This window comes from Sphingobium sp. B7D2B (genome assembly GCF_025961895.1).
Taxonomy (GTDB): Bacteria; Pseudomonadota; Alphaproteobacteria; order Sphingomonadales; family Sphingomonadaceae; genus Sphingobium.
Genome location: NZ_JAOQOM010000001.1, coordinates 3,489,684 through 3,507,999, shown reverse-complemented (window position 1 = coordinate 3,507,999; position 18,316 = coordinate 3,489,684). Strand labels below are relative to the sequence as shown.

Genomic DNA, 18,316 nt, shown 5'->3' with positions numbered 1-18,316 from the left:
CCTCGCGGCCCGCAACCTGTGCTTTCACTAGGATTCGGTCGCTCGTCCGCTGGGTCATACAGAGCTTGAACATTGCCTATGCTCTTGCGGGGCCAGGGGGTCTTTACCGACCGCCGGGTCTCTTGTCGTTTGGAGGTCAGCCCCGGCTGGCCATCGGCCGACCCAGGACATGCAGATGGCAGAGTAACTGAAAAAAGGTGAAGGGCTTCATGCCAACGATCAACCAGCTGGTCCGCAAGGGCCGCGAGCCGCAGAAGGCCAAGAGCAAGGTCCCTGCGATGGAGCAGAACCCGCAGAAGCGCGGCGTCTGCACCCGTGTCTACACCGTGACCCCGAAGAAGCCGAACTCGGCTCTCCGCAAGGTCTGCAAGGTGCGCCTCACCAACAGCCGTGAGGTCATCAGCTACATTCCGGGCGAAGGCCACAACCTCCAGGAACACAGCGTCGTGCTGATCCGTGGCGGCCGTGTGCGCGACCTTCCCGGTGTGCGCTATCACGTTCTTCGCGGCGTTCTGGATACCCAGGGCGTCAAGGACCGCAAGCAGAGCCGTTCCAAGTACGGCGCGAAGCGTCCGAAGTAAGCAGGGGAGAACAGAGATATGTCACGTCGTCGTCGCCCCGAAAAGCGCGTCATCCTGCCCGATCCCCAGTATGGCGATCAGGTTCTGTCGAAGTTCATGAACAGCGTCATGTATGACGGCAAGAAGGCTGTCGCTGAGCAGATTGTTTATGGCGCACTGGCCACCGTCGAGACCCGCGCCAAGAAGGATCCGATCTCGGTCTTTCATGACGCCCTCAACAATGTGAAGCCGGGCATCGAGGTCCGCAGCCGCCGCGTTGGCGGTGCGACCTATCAGGTGCCGGTGGAAGTCCGTCCCGAGCGCGCCCAGGCGCTGGCCATTCGCTGGCTCATCAATGCGGCGCGCAGCCGCAGCGAGACCACGATGGCGGCCCGCCTCTCCGGCGAGCTTCTGGATGCCGCGAACAACCGTGGCAATGCCGTGAAGAAGCGTGAAGACACGCACCGGATGGCCGAAGCCAACCGCGCCTTCTCGCATTACCGCTGGTAAGCACTATATTGGACGCCGGGGCAGTCACAGGACTGTCCCGGCTTCCTGCACCACCGTTCGCTCGGGCCTGTCGAAGGGCTGTTCTTCCGTGAGGGGAGAAACGGGTCCCCGCCGAGCCAACCCGAACGGAGAGGAACCTTTCAGACCGCAGCCCCGCCGCACGCGGGCAATGGAGTAAAGATCATGGCCCGCAGCCACCCGCTCGAGCGTTACCGCAATTTCGGCATTATGGCGCACATCGACGCCGGCAAGACGACGACGACCGAGCGCATCCTCTATTACACCGGCAAGTCCTACAAGATCGGCGAAGTGCACGACGGCGCCGCCACGATGGACTGGATGGAGCAGGAGCAGGAGCGCGGCATCACGATCACGTCGGCTGCGACGACCTGCCTGTGGAAGGCTGATGAGGGCAAAGGCCCCGAGCATCGCCTGAACATCATCGACACCCCCGGCCACGTGGACTTCACCATCGAGGTGGAGCGCTCGCTGCGCGTGCTCGACGGCGCGGTCGCCGCGTTCGACGGCGTTGCCGGCGTGGAGCCGCAGTCGGAGACGGTGTGGCGTCAGGCCGACAAGTACGGCGTGCCCCGGATGTGCTTCATCAACAAGCTCGACCGCACGGGTGCCAATTTCTATTATTGCGTGCAGACGATCATCGATCGCCTGGGCGCGACCCCGGCCGTCCTGTATCTGCCCATCGGTGCGGAATCGGACTTCAAGGGTCTCGTCGACCTCGTGAACAACCGCGCGATCATCTGGAAGGATGAGAATCTGGGCGCCGAATTCTTCTATGAAGAAATTCCGGCCGACCTCGCCGACAAGGCTGCCGAGTATCGCGAGAAGCTGGTTGAGCTGGCTGTCGAGCAGGACGATGCTGCGATGGAAGCCTATCTCGAGGGTAACGAGCCCGACGTCGCGACGCTCAAGAAGTTGATCCGCAAGGGCACGCTGAACCAGAGCTTCGTGCCGGTGCTGTGCGGCTCGGCCTTCAAGAACAAGGGCGTGCAGGCGCTGCTGGACGCGGTCGTCGACTATCTGCCCAGCCCGCTGGACATTGAGGACGTGCAGGGCATCAACCCCGACACCGAAGAGCCGGACAGCCGCGCGACCAGCGACGAGGCGCCGTTCTCGGGTCTCGCGTTCAAGATCATGAACGATCCGTTCGTCGGCTCGCTCACCTTCCTGCGCGTCTATTCCGGCACGCTGAGCAAGGGCACCTATCTGAACTCCGTGAAGGACAAGAAGGAAAAGATCGGCCGTATGCTCCTGATGCATGCGAACAGCCGTGAGGACATCGATACGGCTTATGCCGGCGATATCGTCGCGCTGGCCGGCATGAAGGAAACGACGACCGGTGACACGCTGTGCGCCGAGCGTCAGCCGATCATCCTGGAACGCATGGAATTCCCCGAGCCGGTCATCGAGCTGTCCGTGGAACCCAAGACCAAGGCCGACCAGGAGAAGATGGGCGTGGCGCTCAATCGTCTGGCTGCCGAGGACCCGTCGTTCCGCGTCTCGACCGATCACGAATCGGGCCAGACGATCATCAAGGGCATGGGCGAGCTTCACCTTGAAATCCTCGTCGACCGCATGAAGCGCGAGTTCAAGGTCGAGGCGAACGTCGGTGCGCCGCAGGTGGCCTATCGCGAGTATCTCAAGAAGGCCGTCGACGTCGATTATACCCACAAGAAGCAGTCGGGCGGCACCGGCCAGTTCGGCCGCATCAAGGTGAAGGTCACGCCGGGCGAGCGCGGTGCGGGCATCATCTTCAAGGACGAGATCAAGGGCGGTAATATTCCCAAGGAATATATTCCGGCGATCGAGAAGGGTATGCGCGAGACGGCGGCCACGGGCTCGCTCATCGGCTTCCCGATCATCGACTTCGAGATCAACCTGTATGACGGCGCCTATCACGACGTCGACTCGTCGGCGCTGGCGTTCGAAATCACCGGTCGCGGTGCGATGCGTGAAGTCGCGCAGAAGGCCGGCATCACGCTGCTCGAGCCGGTGATGAAGGTCGAGGTGGTGACGCCTGAGGAATATCTGGGTGACGTCATCGGCGACATGAACTCGCGTCGTGGCCAGATCCAGGGCACCGACAGCCGCGGTAATGCGCAGGTTGTCGAGGCGATGGTCCCGCTGGCCAACATGTTCGGCTATGTGAACTCGCTCCGCTCGTTCACCCAGGGCCGCGCGAACTACTCCATGCAGTTCTCGCACTATGACGAGGTGCCGCAGAACGTCGCGGACGAGGTGAAGGCGAAGCTGGCCTAAGCCGGCACTTTCATCTGGATTTATGTAAATTTGCTGTTATGGGGGCGCCTTCGCGAGGCTTCCCCGAGCGGTTGAACCCAAGCTATTGAGCGAAAAGAGGTAGGAAATGGCTAAGGCTAAATTCGAGCGGAACAAGCCGCACTGCAATATCGGCACCATCGGTCACGTCGACCATGGCAAGACCACGCTGACCGCCGCCATCACCAAGGTGCTGGCCGAAACCGGTGGCGCCACGTTCACGGACTACGCCAACATCGACAAGGCTCCCGAGGAGCGCGAGCGCGGCATCACGATCTCGACCGCACACGTCGAGTACGAGACCGGCGCCCGTCACTATGCGCACGTCGACTGCCCGGGCCACGCTGACTATGTGAAGAACATGATCACCGGTGCCGCCCAGATGGACGGCGCGATCCTCGTGGTGAACGCTGCTGACGGCCCGATGCCGCAGACCCGCGAGCACATCCTGCTCGCCCGTCAGGTCGGCGTGCCGGCGCTCGTCGTGTACATGAACAAGGTCGACCAGGTCGACGACGAGGAGCTCCTCGAGCTCGTCGAGCTGGAAGTGCGCGAGCTGCTCTCCAGCTACGACTTCCCGGGCGACGACATCCCCATCGTCAAGGGTTCGGCTCTGGCCGCTCTCGAAGGCCGTGACGACGCGATCGGCAAGGATTCGATCAAGGCGCTCATGGATGCCGTCGACGCCTACATCCCGCAGCCGGCCCGTCCGGTTGACCGTCCGTTCCTGATGCCGATCGAAGACGTGTTCTCGATCTCGGGTCGCGGCACCGTGGTGACCGGCCGCGTCGAGACCGGCGTTGTGAAGGTTGGCGAGGAAGTCGAGATCATCGGCCTCAAGCCCACCAAGAAGACGACCGTCACCGGCGTGGAAATGTTCCGCAAGCTGCTCGACCAGGGTGAAGCCGGCGACAACATCGGCGCGCTGATCCGTGGCGTTGGCCGTGAAGAAGTCGAGCGTGGTCAGGTTCTGGCCAAGCCGGGTTCGGTCACGCCGCACACCGAGTTCGAAGCCGAGGTGTATGTGCTGTCGAAGGACGAAGGTGGCCGTCACACGCCGTTCTTCGCCAACTATCGTCCGCAGTTCTACTTCCGCACGACGGACGTGACCGGCGAGGTCGTCCTCCCCGAGGGCACCGAAATGGTCATGCCGGGCGACAACGTGAAGCTGGCCGTCAAGCTCATCGCGCCGATCGCGATGGACCCGGGTCTCCGCTTCGCTATTCGCGAAGGTGGCCGCACGGTCGGTTCTGGGGTTGTCGCGACGATCTCGAAGTAATATAGGCAGCGAGCCGCTCGGATCAGGTGATTCGAGCGGTCTGCTTTTTTCGCCGCTTCGCGCGGGCTCGTGAGTGCCAGAACGGCACCGGGGCCATCAGGGTGAAGCGTTTGTTTTGGCTCTTTCACATCGGTTAGTGGACATGGAAACGCAGAATATCCGTATTCGTCTCAAGGCATTCGATCATCGCGTGCTGGATCAGGCGACCGGCGACATCGCCGATACCGCTCGTCGTACGGGTGCTCTCATTCGCGGTCCCATTCCGCTGCCGACCCGCATCGAGAAGTTTACGGTCAACCGTGGACCGCACATCGATAAGAAGAGTCGTGAACAGTTCGAGGTCCGCACCTACAAGCGCATGCTTGATATCGTGCAGCCGACCCCGCAGACCGTCGACGCGCTGATGAAGCTCGATCTGGCTGCCGGCGTGAACGTCGAGATCAAACTGGCCTGATGGCCGTAGCGGGGCGGCCTTCGGGTCGCCTTGCAGGACATTTGGATACCGCCGGCTTCGGCCGGGCAGCGTCCTCCGTCGTTTCCGCCTCGCTTGTCGAGGGTCCGGAAGCATCCAGCCCGGACGGGGGAACGCATCGCAAAATCGGGTTGGCTGCCTGGGTCTTAGGGTCCTGGCGGTTTTTTCGTTGGATAAGCCCCCGCATCATGCAGGGGCCTCTATTGGAGGATTGGATCATGCGTACCGGCGTGATCGCGAAGAAAGTGGGTATGACCCGCCTGTTCCAGGATGATGGCCGCCACGTGCCCGTCACCGTCCTGGCGCTCGAAGGCAACCAGGTCATTGCCCGTCGCGAAATGGATAAGGACGGCTATGTAGCCGTGCAGCTGGGTGCCGGCGTTGCGAAGGCGAAGAATGTCGCCAAGCCGCAGCGCGAGCACTTTGCCAAGGCTCAGGTGGAACCCAAGGCGCAGGTCGTCGAGTTCCGCGTGGCCGAGGACGCCCTGCTCGATGTCGGCGCGGAAATCGCTGCCGATCACTTCATCGCCGGTCAGCTCGTCGACGTGACGGGTCAGACGCAGGGCAAGGGCTTTGCCGGCGCCATGAAGCGCTGGGGCTTCGGCGGTATGCGCGCCACGCACGGCGTGTCGATCAGCCACCGTGCCCATGGTTCGACGGGTAACCGTCAGGATCCGGGCCGCGTGTTCAAGAACAAGAAGATGGCCGGCCACATGGGCGACCGTCAGCGCACCCAGCAGAACCTCGAGATCGTCCGCACGGACGTCGAGCGCGGCCTGCTGTTCGTGAAGGGCAGCGTGCCCGGCTCGAAGGGCGCCTGGCTTCTCGTCAAGGACGCCGTGAAGGTCGATCGTCCGGCTGATGTGCCGTACCCGGCCAGCATCAAGTCGGCTGCGAACAATAACGCCGAGGCTCCGGCCGATACGCCTGCGCAGGACGTCGCGGCGCCCGAGGCCACTGAAGGCCAGGAGGGCTAAGTCATGAAGATCAAGGTTCTCACTCTGGACGGCGGCAAGGCCTCCGGCGATGTCGAGCTGAATGACGATGTGTTCGGCCTCGAGCCGCGCGCGGACATTCTGCACCGTGTCGTCACCTGGCAGCTTGAAAAGCGCCGTGCCCCGGCATCGGCGACGCGCGAGCGTTCTGACGTTGCCCGCACGGGCAAGAAGTTCGGTCGCCAGAAGGGCGGCGGTACGGCTCGTCACGGCGATCGCCGCGCCCCGATCTTCATCGGTGGTGGTAAGGCGCACGGTCAGCGCGCCCGCACTTTTGGGCATTCGCTCAACAAGAAGGTGCGTGCGCTGGGCCTGAAGATGGCGCTTTCGGCCAAGGCCAAGGGCGGCTCGCTCACGGTTCTGGACAATCTGGACGTCAAGGACGGCAAGACCAAGGAACTGGCGGGTCAGCTCGCCAAGCTCAACCTCGGCAAGGTGCTGTTCATCGACGGCGAGGCGACCAACCTCTCCTTCGCCAAGGCCTCGTCCAATCTCGTCGGTGTCAATGTGCTCCCCGCCATCGGTGCCAATGTCTACGATATCCTGCGTGCGGACAGCCTGGTGCTGACCCGTGCCGCGGTCGAGCAGCTGGAGGCGCGCTTCAATGGCTAAGAAGCAGGCAGCAGCGGTGGCCACGCGTCATTACGACGTGATTGTCGCCCCGCACATCACCGAAAAGGCGACGCTGGTCTCCGAGCACAACGCGGTTGTGTTCAAGGTCGCGCGGGACGCTTCGAAGCCCGAGATCAAGGCCGCTGTCGAGGCGCTGTTCAATGTCAGCGTCAAGTCGGTCAACACGATCGTCCAGAAGGGCAAGACCAAGCGCTGGAAGGGCAAGCCCTACACGCGCTCGGACGTGAAGAAGGCTGTCGTGACCCTGGCCGAAGGCCAGTCGATCGACATCACCACGGGCATTTGAGGGCGGACTGAACAATGGCACTCAAGCATTATAACCCGACGAGCCCGGCCCAGCGCGGCCTGATCCTCGTCGACCGGTCCGGCCTCCACAAGGGCAAGCCCGTCAAGGCGCTGACCGAAGGCAAGCGCAAGACCGGTGGCCGCAACAACAAGGGTCATGTGACCTCGCGCGGTATCGCCGGCGGTCACAAGCAGCGCTATCGCATCATCGACTTCAAGCGTCGCAAGTGGGACGTTGAAGGCACGGTGGAGCGTCTGGAATATGACCCGAACCGCACGGCGTTCATTGCGCTGGTCAGCTATGCCGATGGCGAGCAGGCCTACATCATCGCCCCGCAGCGTCTGGCTGTCGGCGACAAGGTGATCGCAGGCAAGAAGACCGACGTGAAGCCGGGCAACGCGATGGAACTGGGTCAGATGCCGGTCGGCACGATCATCCACAACATCGAGATGAAGCCGGGCAAGGGCGCTCAGATTGCACGCAGCGCGGGCACCTATGCCCAGCTCGTCGGCCGCGATCGCGGCATGGTCATCGTCCGTCTCGGCTCGGGTGAGCAGCGCTACATCCGCTCGGACTGCATGGCGACCATCGGTGCGGTGTCGAACCCCGACAACCAGAACCAGAACCTCGCCAAGGCCGGCCGCAGCCGCTGGCTCGGCCGTCGCCCGCTCACCCGCGGCGTCGCCAAGAACCCGGTCGACCACCCGCACGGCGGTGGTGAAGGCCGGACCTCTGGCGGCCGTCATCCGGTTACCCCGTGGGGCAAGCCGACCAAGGGCGCTCGTACCCGTCACAACAAGTCGACCGACAAGATGATCATCCGGTCGCGTCACGCCAAGAAGAAGAGGTAAGCGATGGCTCGCTCCGTCTGGAAGGGTCCCTTCGTGGACCTGCATCTGCTCAAGAAGGCAGAAACCGCGCAGGAGAACAACGGCCGTGGCGGTCCGATCAAGACCTGGTCGCGCCGCTCCACCATCCTGCCGCAGTTCGTTGGCCTGACGTTCAACGTCTACAATGGTCGCAAGCACGTTCCCGTTTCGGTGAACGAAGACATGGTCGGTCACAAGCTGGGTGAATTCGCGCCGACGCGCTACTTCCCCGGCCACGCCGCTGACAAGAAGGGCAAGCGCTGATGGGCAAGGCAAAAGCTCCCCGCCGCGTCTCGGACAATGAGGCGCTGGCCGTCGGCACGCAGATCCGCGGTTCGGCCCAGAAGCTGAACCTGGTCGCCGCGCTCATCCGTGGCCGCAAGGTCGAGGACGCGATGAACGTGCTCGCCTTCTCCAAGCGCGCGATGGCGGTCGATGTTCGCAAGGTGCTCGCCAGCGCGGTCGCCAATGCGGAGAACAACCACAATCTCGACGTCGACGCGCTCGTCGTCGCCGAGGCGAGTGTCGGCAAGTCGTTCACCATGAAGCGCTTCCATGCGCGTGGTCGCGGCAAGTCCACCCGCATCCTGAAGCCCTTCAGCCGCGTGCGCATCGTCGTGCGTGAAGCTGCGGAAGAGGAGGCCTGATCCATGGGTCACAAGAGCAATCCCATCGGTCTGCGCCTGCAGATCAACCGCACCTGGGACAGCCGCTGGTTCGCGGAAGGCCAGGATTATGGTCGCCTGCTGCTTGAGGATCTCAAGATCCGCAAGTATGTCATGAAGACGCTGCCCCAGGCCGCGATCTCCAAGGTGGTCATCGAGCGTCCGGCCAAGCTGTGCCGCGTGTCGATCTATGCAGCCCGTCCCGGTGTCATCATCGGCAAGAAGGGCGCGGACATCGAGAAGCTGCGCAAGAAGCTGAGCGCGATGACGTCCAGCGACGTGAGCCTGAACATCGTCGAGATCCGCAAGCCGGAAATCGACTCCAAGCTCGTCGCCCAGGGTGTTGCCGATCAGCTCGAGCGTCGTATCGCTTTCCGTCGCGCCATGAAGCGCGCCGTGCAGAGCGCGCTGCGTCTCGGCGCCGAGGGCATCAAGATCACCTGCGGCGGCCGTCTGGGCGGCGCGGAGATCGCCCGTGTCGAGTGGTATCGCGAAGGTCGCGTTCCGCTGCACACGCTGCGTGCGAACGTCGATTATGCAGAAGCCGAGGCCCACACGGCCTATGGCGTTTGCGGCATCAAGGTCTGGATCTTCAAGGGCGAGATCCTCGGCCACGATCCGATGGCGACCGACCGTCTCATGCTGGAGGCTCAGACCTCCGGTGTGCGTCCGGCTCGCTGAGAATTGAGAGCAAGGTAAAGCATCATGCTACAGCCGAAGAAAACCAAGTTCCGCAAGACCTTCAAGGGTCGCATCAAGGGCGATGCCAAGGGTGGAACGGACCTCAATTTCGGATCCTACGGCCTCAAGGCTCTGGAACCGGAGCGGGTCACTGCGCGCCAGATCGAAGCGGCTCGCCGCGCGATCACGCGTCACATCCGTCGTCAGGGCCGTCTCTGGATTCGCGTCTTCCCGGACGTGCCGGTGTCCAAGAAGCCTGCCGAAGTCCGTCAGGGTAAGGGCAAGGGTTCGATCGAATATTGGGCGGCGCGCGTAAAGCCCGGCCGCATCCTGTTCGAGCTGGACGGCGTGCCCGGTCCGCTGGCTGCGGAAGCATTCAGCCGCGCAGCGATGAAGCTGCCGATCAAGACGAAGGTGGTGGCGCGTCTCGGCGACACCTCGCATCTGGGAGCATGATGGTCATGACCAAGATTTCTGACCTCAAGGCGAAGAGCGACGATCAGCTTTCGACCGATCTGGGCGAGCTGAAGCGCGAGCAGTTCAACCTGCGCTTTCAGGCTGCGACCAACCAGCTTGAGAAGCCGAGCCGCGTGCGTGAAGTGCGTCGCGACATCGCGCGGATCAAAACCCTCCAGGCCGAGCGTTCGCGCTCGTCCGCGAAGTAAGAAGGAAACAGGCCCATGCCCAAGCGCGTGCTGACGGGAACGGTGGTTTCCGACAAGGGTGACAAGACGGTCGTCGTCAAGGTGGAGCGCAAGGTGAAGCATCCGCTCTACGGCAAGATCATCCGTCGCTCGAAGAAGTATCACGCCCACGATGATGCCAACGAGTATCACGAGGGTGAGACCGTCCGTATCGAGGAGACGGCGCCGATCTCGAAGCTGAAGACCTGGAAGGTCATCGCGCGGGTCGACACCCACAAGTCTCCCGAGCAGGTCGCTGCAGACGCAGCAGCCTGAGCAGGTCTCAAGGATTTAACGGAACCACCGGGCCAGACACAGGCTGTGTCCCGGCAGGCCAATTGAGAAGGAACCGGATCGATGATCCAGATGCAATCCAATCTTGATGTCGCTGACAACAGCGGCGCCAAGCGCGTCCAGTGCATCAAGGTGCTCGGCGGCTCGAAGCGTCGTTTTGCCAGCGTTGGCGACATCATCGTCGTCTCCGTGAAGGACGCCGCCCCCCGTGGCCGCGTGAAGAAGGGTGACGTTCACCGCGCCGTGATCGTGCGCACCGCCAAGGACGTTCGTCGTCCCGACGGCAGCGTCATTCGCTTCGACGGCAATGCGGCCGTGCTGGTCAACAAGAATGCGGAGCCGATCGGCACGCGTATCTTTGGCCCCGTGGTCCGCGAGCTGCGCGCGAAGAACTTCATGAAGATCATTTCGCTTGCTCCCGAGGTGCTGTGATGAGCGCTGCACGTATCAAGAAGGGTGACACGGTCGTCGTGCTCGCCGGCAAGGACAAGGGCCGTACCGGTTCCGTCCTCCAGGTGATGCCCAAGGATGACAAGGTGCTGGTCGACGGCATCAACGTCCACGCCCGCCACCGCAAGCCCGACCAGGCAAATCCGCAGGGCGGCATCGATCGCAAGCCGGCGCCGCTGCACATTTCCAATGTCGCGCTCGCTGTGGACGGCAAAGCCACGCGCGTCCGCTTCGAGGACCGTGACGGCAAGAAGGTCCGCGTCGCGGTCAAGACCGGGGAGGTCATCTGATGGCTGACAAGTACATCCCGCGCTCGCGCAAGCTGTATGACGAGACCATCGTCAAGGCGCTGAGCGAGAAGTTCGGTTACAAGAACCACATGGAAATCCCCCGGATCGAGAAGATCACGCTCAACATGGGCGTGGGCGAGGCGACCCAGGACAAGAAGAAGGTCACCCAGGCCGCCGAGGAAATGGAACTGATCGCCGGCCAGAAGCCGGTCATCACCAAGGCGAAGAAGTCGATCGCGCAGTTCAAGCTGCGTGAAGGCATGCCCATCGGTGCGAAGGTGACCCTGCGTCGCGAGCGCATGTACGAGTTTCTCGATCGTCTGGTGACGATCGCGATGCCCCGCATCCGCGACTTCCGTGGTCTCAACCCGAAGAGCTTCGACGGCCGTGGCAACTATGCCTTCGGCATCAAGGAGCAGATCATCTTCCCCGAGATCAGCTATGACCGCGTCGACAAGGTGCGTGGCATGGACATCATCGTGACCACCACGGCCCGCACGGACGAAGAAGCGCGCGAACTGCTGCGTCTTTTCGGTTTCCCGTTCCCCGCCGAGGCGGAAAAAGAGGCTGCGTGAGCGTGGCCGGATCCAATTTCTAAGGAAGAGAGCTTAAGTCCATGGCGAAACTGAGTTCGATCAACAAGAACGAACGGCGCAAGAAGCTGGTGAAGAAGTACGCCGGCAAATATGCCCGTCTCAAGGCAGTGGCGAATGACACGTCGCTTGATGACAGCGAGCGTCTGATCGCGCGTCTCAAGCTGGCCGAGATCCCCCGCAACGGCAACCCGACCCGGGTGCGCAACCGCTGCGAGCTGACCGGTCGTCCCCGCGCTTACTATCGCAAGTTCCGGCTTTGCCGTGTTCAGCTGCGCGATCTGGCCAACAAGGGCCTGATCCCCGGCGTCACCAAGTCGAGCTGGTAAGGATTAAGAGATGGCACTGACCGATCCCCTGGGTGACCTGCTCACCCGCATCCGCAACGGCCAGCGGGCACGCAAGGACAGCGTGGTTTCGCCCGCGTCCAAGCTGCGTGCGCGTGTGCTCGACGTGCTTCAGCGCGAGGGTTACATCCGCGGCTATTCCGAAGAGCAGGTGGCTGGCCATGATGGCCTGCGCATCGAGCTGAAATATTTTGAAGGCGAGCCGGCGATCAAGCACGTCGCGCGCGTTTCCAAGCCTGGCCGTCGCGTCTATTCGGGCTCCAAGGAGCTTCCGGTGGTACGCAATGGCCTCGGTATCACCATCGTCTCGACGCCCCGTGGCGTGCTCTCGGATGCCGAAGCGCGCGCACAGAATGTCGGCGGCGAAGTGCTGGCGGAGGTGTTCTGATGAGCCGCATCGGCAAAAAGCCGGTCACGATCCCCAGCGGGGTGACGGCCACCATCGAGAACGGTCAGCTTTCCGTGAAGGGCCCCAAGGGCACGCTGGCGCTCCAGATGCGCGACGAGATCAGCTATGAGCTGGAAGACGGTGCGATTTCGATCAAGCCGGCCAACGCTACCAAGGCGGCTCGGGCATTCTGGGGCATGCAGCGCACGCTGGTCCAGAACCTCGTGACGGGCGTGACCGAGGGTTACACCAAGGTGCTCGAGATCACCGGCGTCGGCTATCGTGCCACGGCCCAGGGCAAGAACCTGAAGCTGCAGCTCGGCTACAGCCATGATGTCGATTTCCCGGTTCCGGCCGGCATCGAGATCAAGACCCCCGATAACACCACGGTGGAAATCAGCGGGATCGACAAGCAGCAGGTCGGCCAGGTCGCGGCGGAAATCCGTCGCTGGCGCAAGCCGGAGCCCTATAAGGGCAAGGGTATCAAGTATCGCGGCGAGTTTATCTTCCGCAAAGAAGGCAAGAAGAAGTAAGCCATGGCGAAACTCTCTCTCTTCGATCGTCGCGCCCGGCGCGTGCGTACCGCGATCAAGGCGCGGGCGGGTGGCAAGCCCCGTCTGTCCGTGCACCGTTCCGGCCGGCATATCTATGCGCAGGTCATCGACGACACGCAGGGCAAGACCCTGGCCGCAGCGTCGACCCTGGACAAGGATGTGCGTGGTAAGACCGGCGCCACCTCATCGGCTGCAGCCGATGTCGGCAAGCGCGTGGCCGAGGCTGCTGCCAAGGCCGGCGTTACCAAGGTCGTGTTCGATCGTGGTGGCTTCCTCTTTCATGGTCGCGTGAAAGCGCTGGCCGATGCCGCTCGTGAAGGCGGACTGGAGTTCTGATGATGGCAGACGAAAACACCACCGGTGAGGGCAATCAGCCCGAGGCTGTTCTCGCGCCCGAGACCACGCCCCAGGACGTGACGGGTGTGGCCGCCGAGCCGCAGCAGCAACAGCGCCGTGGCCGTGGCGGCCGCAGCGGTGGCGATCGGGATCGTGGCGGCCGTGGCCGTCGTGACGACCGTCGCGGTCGTGGCGGTGAGGACGACAATGGCGAGGAATTCGTCGAGAAGCTCGTCCACATCAACCGCGTCTCGAAGACCGTGAAGGGCGGCAAGCGCTTCGGCTTTGCGGCACTCGTGGTCGTGGGTGACGGCAAGGGTCGTGCCGGCTTCGGCCATGGCAAGGCTCGTGAGGTTCCCGAGGCGATCAGCAAGGCGACCGCCGCTGCCAAGAAGGCAATGGTTCGCGTTCCGCTCAAGGAAGGCCGCACGCTGCACCATGATGGTCGCGGGCACTTCGGCGCCGGCAAGGTGACCGTTCGTACTGCACCGGCAGGCACCGGCATCATCGCCGGCGGTCCGATGCGCGCCGTGTTCGAGAGCCTCGGCGTGGCCGACGTGGTGACCAAGTCGGTCGGCACCTCGAACCCGTACAACATGATCCGGGCGACGTTCGCGGCTCTCACCGATCAGACCAGCCCCAAGTCGGTCGCTCAGCGTCGCGGCAAGAAGGTCGCTGACCTGCTTCGTCGCGGTGGCGCCTCTGCCGAGGTCGCTGCGGCTGACGCCGAAGCGATTGCGGAGTAACTGACATGGCGAAGATCAAGCTGAAGCAGATCGGTTCCCCGATCCGCCGTCCGGCCTCTCAGGAGAAGATCCTGATCGGCCTCGGCCTGGGCAAGATGAACCGTGTCGTCGAGCTCGAGGACACGCCGGAAGTGCGCGGCGCGATCCGCAAGCTGCCGCACATGGTGCAAATCGTCGAAGGCTGAAGCCTTTTACGAGTGACATTGAAAGCGGAGCGTGTAGCCTTGAGGGTTACGCGCTCCGTTTTCGTTTGTGGGTCTGCCGAACGTGTGCTCGTCGAAGGCAGCTTAATGGCCGCGCGGGACGGCCGGGCGGGATGATGTTGCCGGGAGAGCGAGAGCGGATGCAGGTGCACGCGCTTTGACATGCTGGGCCGGAGCGCTGCGGGGCGCGGGCGCCTTGGTCCGGATGCCCAGGGCCAGTGGGCCGACAACGGGCGTCTTGAGCAGAATGAGATGCAGTGCGACCGGGCCGAGCAGCCCCGCGAGAATGCCGACCGGTAGATGAATCGCGAGCGCTTCGATACCGACTGTGTGGAGCGCCATCCGCGCGCCGGCGGTCGCGAACACATGATAGAGATAGATGGTAAAGCTGAACTGCCCAACCTTGCGTGCATAGGGGTGGTGCGGCCAGCGCAGCAGAATGAGCAGGCTGACCGACATGCCCAGCAGCAGCGATGAGGTGATGCTCGTGCTCGGAGAGACGCCGAGCATCAGATAATCATAGAAGGCGCCACTGAAGGCGAGCAAGGCCGCCACGGCGGCCAGCGGGACGATCAGCCGCCCATGCTGCGCAATCCACGCCCAGCTTCGATAGACGCACATGCCGAAGATGAAGAAGGGCGCCAGAACGATCGCTTGCGGCAGTGCGAAAAGTGTCGGGATGGGCGGGGGCCACAAAGCAAGCAGCAAGGCGCCGGCGAACATTGGCCACTGCCCGCGATGATCGAGTGCGATGTCGATCAGGCCGACGACGATGAACAGCGCGAGGATCGCCTGCAAAAACCAGAAGTGCGCATAGGGGAAGATGGCCAGCCCCCACAGGGCTTCGGGCGGGATGCCGAACCGCGAACCCTGCATGTAGGCAACCGATCCAAACAGGACGGCGGCGATCAGGCCAGGGAGCGCGATCCGCCGCGCCTTGCCGCGCAGAAAGTCGCGCATATGGCCTCGCGTGGGCGGGCGCAGGCAGTAGATGAAACCGGCGACGAAGGCGAAGGCCGGCATCCGGAAGCTGGCGCCCAGATCGACGATGAACCGCGCGGGATGACCGTCCTCGATTCGCAGGCCGCTGTCGGTCTGCCCCACGACATGAAAGGCGACGAGGAGAACGGTCGCGATAATGCGCAACTCGTCGATGGAGCCGGGCGCGCTCGGGCGCGACTGATCACGAGCGTTAACCATGTAAAGCCCTAAAGCGAATGACTTTTTGAGCCTTCGCACTTGCAAAATTTGTGAATGCCGGGGTGCCGCTTAACCATGAGGCTTGTCACGCCGATAGCGCCGAGCCGTGTGCAGGACGCGAAGGACGGAGATCGGCCGAGACAGATTCTATGGGGTGACAAAGCAAAGTGCGGCGGCTATGGGCCGCACTTTCCACCAGCGCGACAACAGCGAAAGCGAGTGCACTTATGAAGCTGAATGAACTCAAGGATAATGCCGGCTCCCGCAAGGGCCGGATGCGCGTCGGCCGTGGTATCGGCTCGGGCAAGGGCAAGACTGCCGGTCGCGGCCAGAAGGGTGCCAAGGCACGTTCGGGCGTCGCCATTAACGGTTTCGAGGGCGGCCAGATGCCGCTCCACATGCGTCTGCCGAAGCGCGGCTTCAACAACATCTTCCGCAAGGACTATGCGGTCGTGAACCTCGGCATGGTCCAGAAGGCGATCGACGCCGGCAAGCTTGATGCGGCCGCGACCATCGACCAGGCCGCGCTGCGCGCGGCCGGCATTTCGCGCGGCGGCAAGCATGGCGTGCGTCTGCTCGCCAAGGGCGAACTGACCACCAAGGCGAACTTCGCGGTGGCCGGCGCCTCCAGCGCTGCCATCGAGGCGGTCGAGAAGGCTGGCGGCAAGGTCGAGATTCTCGCCAAGGCTGCACCGGCCGAGGCCGCATAATCTCCTTGATCGGGAGACAGGCCTGACTGTGAGCTTGCATAGCCGACCCCTCCCGCCGATATGGGCGGGTGGGGTCGCTTGCATATGCCGTCATATAGTCAGGCACCGCTATTCGACAGGCGCCGGTCAGACGTCTAAGGGATAAGGCTGTTCGTCCCCCAAATCCTGGGCGAGCATCATTTTTCGGGATTGCAAGCGATCATGGCATCACGCGCCGACCAAATGGCAGCCAATCTGAGCCTCGCTAACTTCGGCCAGGCTACAGAGCTCAAGAAGCGGATCTGGTTTACGGTGGGTGCGCTCATCGTCTTCCGCTTTTTCTCGTTCGTCCCGCTCCCCGGTGTCGATCCGACCGTGCTGGCCCAGCTCTATCAACAGACGCAGGGCGGCATTCTCGACATCTTCAATACCTTCTCCGGCGGCAGCCTGCAGCGCATGAGCCTCATCGCGCTGGGCATCATGCCCTATATTACTGCCTCCATCGTCGTGCAGCTCGGCTCGTCGCTCTCGCCCAAGCTGGCCGCGATCAAGAAGGAAGGCGAAGCCGGGCGCAAGAAGCTCAACCAGTATACCCGCTATGGCACGGTCGGCCTCACGGCGATCCAGGGCTATTTCATTGCCGTCGGGCTCGAGGCCTATGGCGCGCAATCCGGGCTGCAGGCCGTGGTCGATCCCGGCATGTTGTTCCGCATCAGCGCGGTCATCTCGCTGATCGGCGGCACGATGTTCCTGCTGTGGCTGGGTGAGCAGATCACCAGCCGCGGCATCGGCAACGGCATCTCGCTGATCATCATGGCTGGCATCGTCGCGCAGTTGCCGGTGACCCTCACCAATCTTTTCGAATCGGGCCGCACCGGTTCGATTTCAGGTCTGGTCATCCTCGGCATCATCATCGTCGGCCTCGGCCTCATCGCGGGCATCTGCTTCGTCGAGCGCGCCCAGCGCCGCGTGCTGATCCAGTATCCCAAGCGCCAGACCAAGCAGGGCGTGATGCAGGCGGACCGCAGCCACCTGCCGCTGAAGATCAACACCGCCGGTGTGATCCCGCCGATCTTCGCCTCGTCGCTGCTCCTGCTTCCGCTCACCATCACGCAATTCTCCGGTGCGGGCGCCAATGCGTCGACCGGTGCGTGGGGCGACTTCGTGCTGTCGATCAACCAGTATCTGTCGCACGGCACGCCGCTCTACATGGCGCTCTACGGCGCAGGCATCATCTTCTTCTGCTTCTTCTACACCGCGGTGGTCTTCAACCCGGAAGAGACGGCGGAGAATCTCAAGCGCAACGGCGGTTTCATTCCGGGCATCCGTCCCGGCAAGAACACCGAGAACTATCTCGATTATGTGCTGACGCGGATCACGGTGATCGGCGCCATCTATCTGGCGCTGGTCTGCCTGATCCCCGAGTTCGCCATCGCCCGGGCCGGGATTCCGTTCTATCTCGGCGGCACGAGCCTGCTCATCGTCGTCAACGTGACCGTGGATACCGTGACGCAGATCCAGAGCCATCTCATCGCCCACCAGTATCGCGACCTCATCAAGAAGGCGCGTCTGAAGGGCCGGATGCGCTGAGCCGGCCGGGGCAACCCGGCCGCAGGCTTATCCTTCTTGTGAATTTTGGGGGAGTGACATGAACATCATCCTGCTGGGACCGCCCGGCGCCGGCAAGGGCACTCAGGCGCAGCGTCTGGTCGCTGCGCGTGGCATGGTTCAGCTCTCGACCGGCGACATGCTGCGGGCGGCGGTGAAGGCCGGCACCCCGGTAGGTCTCAAGGCGAAGGCGGTGATGGATGCCGGCGAGCTCGTCTCGGACGAGATCGTCTCGGGCATCATCGGCGAAGCGCTGGACCAGCTCGCACCGGATGTCGGCGTGATCTTCGATGGCTATCCGCGCACGGCGGCGCAGGCGGAGAGCCTGGACGTACTGCTGGGCGCGCGCAATCGCCAACTCGATCATGTCATTGAACTGGCGGTCGACGAGGATGCACTGGTCGACCGGATCACCGGCCGCTTCACTTGCGCAAGCTGCGGTGAAGGCTATCATGATCGGTATAAGACACCAAAGGTCGAGGGCGTTTGCGATCGGTGCGGGAGCACTGAGTTCAAGCGGCGGCCCGATGACAATGAGGAAACGGTGCGCACCCGCATGGCCGAGTATCGCGCGAAAACAGCGCCGATTCTGCCAATCTATGAGGAACGCAACATCGTCAGCCGGGTTGACGGCATGGCGGATATCGATGAGGTGTCGAACGCGATTGTGACCATTCTCGATCGCTGATC

28 protein-coding genes are annotated in these 18,316 nt (G+C 63.1%); 27 read left to right on the top strand and 1 reads right to left on the bottom strand.

Going from position 1 to position 18,316, the window contains the following annotated elements; all coding sequences use genetic code 11:
* Positions 1-209 precede the first annotated feature (209 nt).
* From rpsL to rpmD, 24 genes are all read left to right on the top strand, one after another.
* The gene (rpsL, locus tag M2341_RS16205) at positions 210-581 is read left to right on the top strand and encodes a 30S ribosomal protein S12 (RefSeq protein WP_181561246.1); all 372 of its coding nucleotides are present in this window, start codon (positions 210-212) and stop codon (positions 579-581) included.
* Positions 582-599: 18 nt separating this feature from the next.
* The gene (gene rpsG / locus M2341_RS16200; protein ID WP_181561247.1) at positions 600-1,070 is read left to right on the top strand and encodes a 30S ribosomal protein S7; all 471 of its coding nucleotides are present in this window, start codon (positions 600-602) and stop codon (positions 1,068-1,070) included.
* Positions 1,071-1,253: 183 nt separating this feature from the next.
* Positions 1,254-3,347, top strand: a complete 2,094-nt coding sequence (fusA, locus tag M2341_RS16195) for an elongation factor G (protein ID WP_264571786.1) — start codon at positions 1,254-1,256, stop codon at positions 3,345-3,347.
* A 106-nt stretch (positions 3,348-3,453) separates the two neighbouring features.
* Positions 3,454-4,644: an elongation factor Tu gene (gene tuf / locus M2341_RS16190; protein ID WP_181561249.1), complete on the top strand. Its 1,191-nt coding sequence runs from the start codon at positions 3,454-3,456 to the stop codon at positions 4,642-4,644.
* A gap of 142 nt (positions 4,645-4,786) precedes the next feature.
* Entirely contained in the window at positions 4,787-5,098 is a 312-nt protein-coding gene (gene rpsJ, locus M2341_RS16185; protein ID WP_014077880.1) for a 30S ribosomal protein S10, read from the top strand.
* A 236-nt stretch (positions 5,099-5,334) separates the two neighbouring features.
* A complete protein-coding gene (rplC, locus tag M2341_RS16180; protein WP_181561250.1) occupies positions 5,335-6,093 on the top strand; it encodes a 50S ribosomal protein L3 in 759 nt (252 codons plus the stop codon).
* 3 nt (positions 6,094-6,096) lie between these two features.
* Complete coding sequence (rplD, locus tag M2341_RS16175) at positions 6,097-6,723, top strand: 50S ribosomal protein L4 (protein ID WP_264571787.1); 627 nt, start codon at positions 6,097-6,099, stop codon at positions 6,721-6,723.
* Entirely contained in the window at positions 6,716-7,030 is a 315-nt protein-coding gene (locus M2341_RS16170) for a 50S ribosomal protein L23 (protein ID WP_181561252.1), read from the top strand. The genes rplD and M2341_RS16170 overlap by 8 nt, the downstream gene beginning before the upstream one ends.
* A gap of 14 nt (positions 7,031-7,044) precedes the next feature.
* Positions 7,045-7,881, top strand: coding sequence for a 50S ribosomal protein L2 (rplB, locus tag M2341_RS16165; RefSeq protein ID WP_181561253.1), 837 nt, complete (start codon positions 7,045-7,047; stop codon positions 7,879-7,881).
* A 3-nt stretch (positions 7,882-7,884) separates the two neighbouring features.
* Positions 7,885-8,163 carry a 30S ribosomal protein S19 gene (gene rpsS, locus M2341_RS16160; protein WP_181561254.1) on the top strand — a complete coding sequence of 93 codons (279 nt, stop codon included), beginning with the start codon at positions 7,885-7,887 and terminating at the stop codon, positions 8,161-8,163.
* The gene (gene rplV, locus M2341_RS16155; RefSeq protein WP_181561255.1) at positions 8,163-8,546 is read left to right on the top strand and encodes a 50S ribosomal protein L22; all 384 of its coding nucleotides are present in this window, start codon (positions 8,163-8,165) and stop codon (positions 8,544-8,546) included. The genes rpsS and rplV overlap by 1 nt, the downstream gene beginning before the upstream one ends.
* A 3-nt stretch (positions 8,547-8,549) precedes the next feature.
* A complete protein-coding gene (rpsC, locus tag M2341_RS16150; protein WP_181561256.1) occupies positions 8,550-9,245 on the top strand; it encodes a 30S ribosomal protein S3 in 696 nt (231 codons plus the stop codon).
* Between the two features lie 24 nt (positions 9,246-9,269).
* Entirely contained in the window at positions 9,270-9,701 is a 432-nt protein-coding gene (rplP, locus tag M2341_RS16145) for a 50S ribosomal protein L16 (RefSeq protein ID WP_181561257.1), read from the top strand.
* 5 nt (positions 9,702-9,706) lie between these two features.
* Positions 9,707-9,910: a 50S ribosomal protein L29 gene (rpmC, locus tag M2341_RS16140; protein WP_181561258.1), complete on the top strand. Its 204-nt coding sequence runs from the start codon at positions 9,707-9,709 to the stop codon at positions 9,908-9,910.
* A 15-nt stretch (positions 9,911-9,925) separates the two neighbouring features.
* Positions 9,926-10,204 carry a 30S ribosomal protein S17 gene (gene rpsQ, locus M2341_RS16135; protein ID WP_181561259.1) on the top strand — a complete coding sequence of 93 codons (279 nt, stop codon included), beginning with the start codon at positions 9,926-9,928 and terminating at the stop codon, positions 10,202-10,204.
* 81 nt (positions 10,205-10,285) lie between these two features.
* Positions 10,286-10,654 carry a 50S ribosomal protein L14 gene (gene rplN, locus M2341_RS16130; protein WP_014077869.1) on the top strand — a complete coding sequence of 123 codons (369 nt, stop codon included), beginning with the start codon at positions 10,286-10,288 and terminating at the stop codon, positions 10,652-10,654.
* Positions 10,654-10,962 (top strand): 50S ribosomal protein L24, encoded by a 309-nt coding sequence (gene rplX / locus M2341_RS16125; protein ID WP_181561260.1) that lies wholly within the window; start codon positions 10,654-10,656, stop codon positions 10,960-10,962. The genes rplN and rplX overlap by 1 nt, the downstream gene beginning before the upstream one ends.
* On the top strand, positions 10,962-11,537 hold the full coding sequence (rplE, locus tag M2341_RS16120) for a 50S ribosomal protein L5 (RefSeq protein WP_181561261.1): 576 nt from the start codon (positions 10,962-10,964) through the stop codon (positions 11,535-11,537). Before rplX ends, rplE begins: the two co-directional genes overlap by 1 nt.
* 41 nt (positions 11,538-11,578) lie before the next feature.
* Positions 11,579-11,884 carry a 30S ribosomal protein S14 gene (rpsN, locus tag M2341_RS16115; protein WP_181561262.1) on the top strand — a complete coding sequence of 102 codons (306 nt, stop codon included), beginning with the start codon at positions 11,579-11,581 and terminating at the stop codon, positions 11,882-11,884.
* Between the two features lie 10 nt (positions 11,885-11,894).
* A complete protein-coding gene (gene rpsH, locus M2341_RS16110) occupies positions 11,895-12,290 on the top strand; it encodes a 30S ribosomal protein S8 (RefSeq protein WP_181561263.1) in 396 nt (131 codons plus the stop codon).
* A complete protein-coding gene (gene rplF, locus M2341_RS16105) occupies positions 12,290-12,823 on the top strand; it encodes a 50S ribosomal protein L6 (protein WP_181561264.1) in 534 nt (177 codons plus the stop codon). The genes rpsH and rplF overlap by 1 nt, the downstream gene beginning before the upstream one ends.
* 3 nt (positions 12,824-12,826) lie before the next feature.
* Positions 12,827-13,180 (top strand): 50S ribosomal protein L18, encoded by a 354-nt coding sequence (gene rplR, locus M2341_RS16100; protein ID WP_181561265.1) that lies wholly within the window; start codon positions 12,827-12,829, stop codon positions 13,178-13,180.
* A 2-nt stretch (positions 13,181-13,182) separates the two neighbouring features.
* Positions 13,183-13,926 (top strand): 30S ribosomal protein S5, encoded by a 744-nt coding sequence (gene rpsE / locus M2341_RS16095; RefSeq protein WP_264586068.1) that lies wholly within the window; start codon positions 13,183-13,185, stop codon positions 13,924-13,926.
* A 5-nt stretch (positions 13,927-13,931) separates the two neighbouring features.
* Entirely contained in the window at positions 13,932-14,111 is a 180-nt protein-coding gene (gene rpmD, locus M2341_RS16090; RefSeq protein ID WP_181561266.1) for a 50S ribosomal protein L30, read from the top strand.
* Positions 14,112-14,213: 102 nt separating this feature from the next.
* Here rpmD and M2341_RS16085 read toward each other — a convergent pair whose 3' ends face one another.
* Positions 14,214-15,329 (bottom strand): acyltransferase family protein, encoded by a 1,116-nt coding sequence (locus tag M2341_RS16085; protein ID WP_264585917.1) that lies wholly within the window; start codon positions 15,327-15,329, stop codon positions 14,214-14,216.
* Positions 15,330-15,556: 227 nt separating this feature from the next.
* On the opposite strand from M2341_RS16085, the gene rplO reads away from it, so the two are divergent.
* The 3 genes from rplO to M2341_RS16070 all read left to right on the top strand — a co-directional run bounded on the left by rplO (position 15,557) and on the right by M2341_RS16070 (position 18,314).
* Positions 15,557-16,039, top strand: coding sequence for a 50S ribosomal protein L15 (gene rplO / locus M2341_RS16080; protein ID WP_264573848.1), 483 nt, complete (start codon positions 15,557-15,559; stop codon positions 16,037-16,039).
* Between the two features lie 201 nt (positions 16,040-16,240).
* The gene (gene secY / locus M2341_RS16075; protein ID WP_181558375.1) at positions 16,241-17,608 is read left to right on the top strand and encodes a preprotein translocase subunit SecY; all 1,368 of its coding nucleotides are present in this window, start codon (positions 16,241-16,243) and stop codon (positions 17,606-17,608) included.
* Positions 17,609-17,666: 58 nt separating this feature from the next.
* Positions 17,667-18,314: an adenylate kinase gene (locus tag M2341_RS16070; protein ID WP_181558376.1), complete on the top strand. Its 648-nt coding sequence runs from the start codon at positions 17,667-17,669 to the stop codon at positions 18,312-18,314.
* Positions 18,315-18,316: the final 2 nt, after the last annotated feature.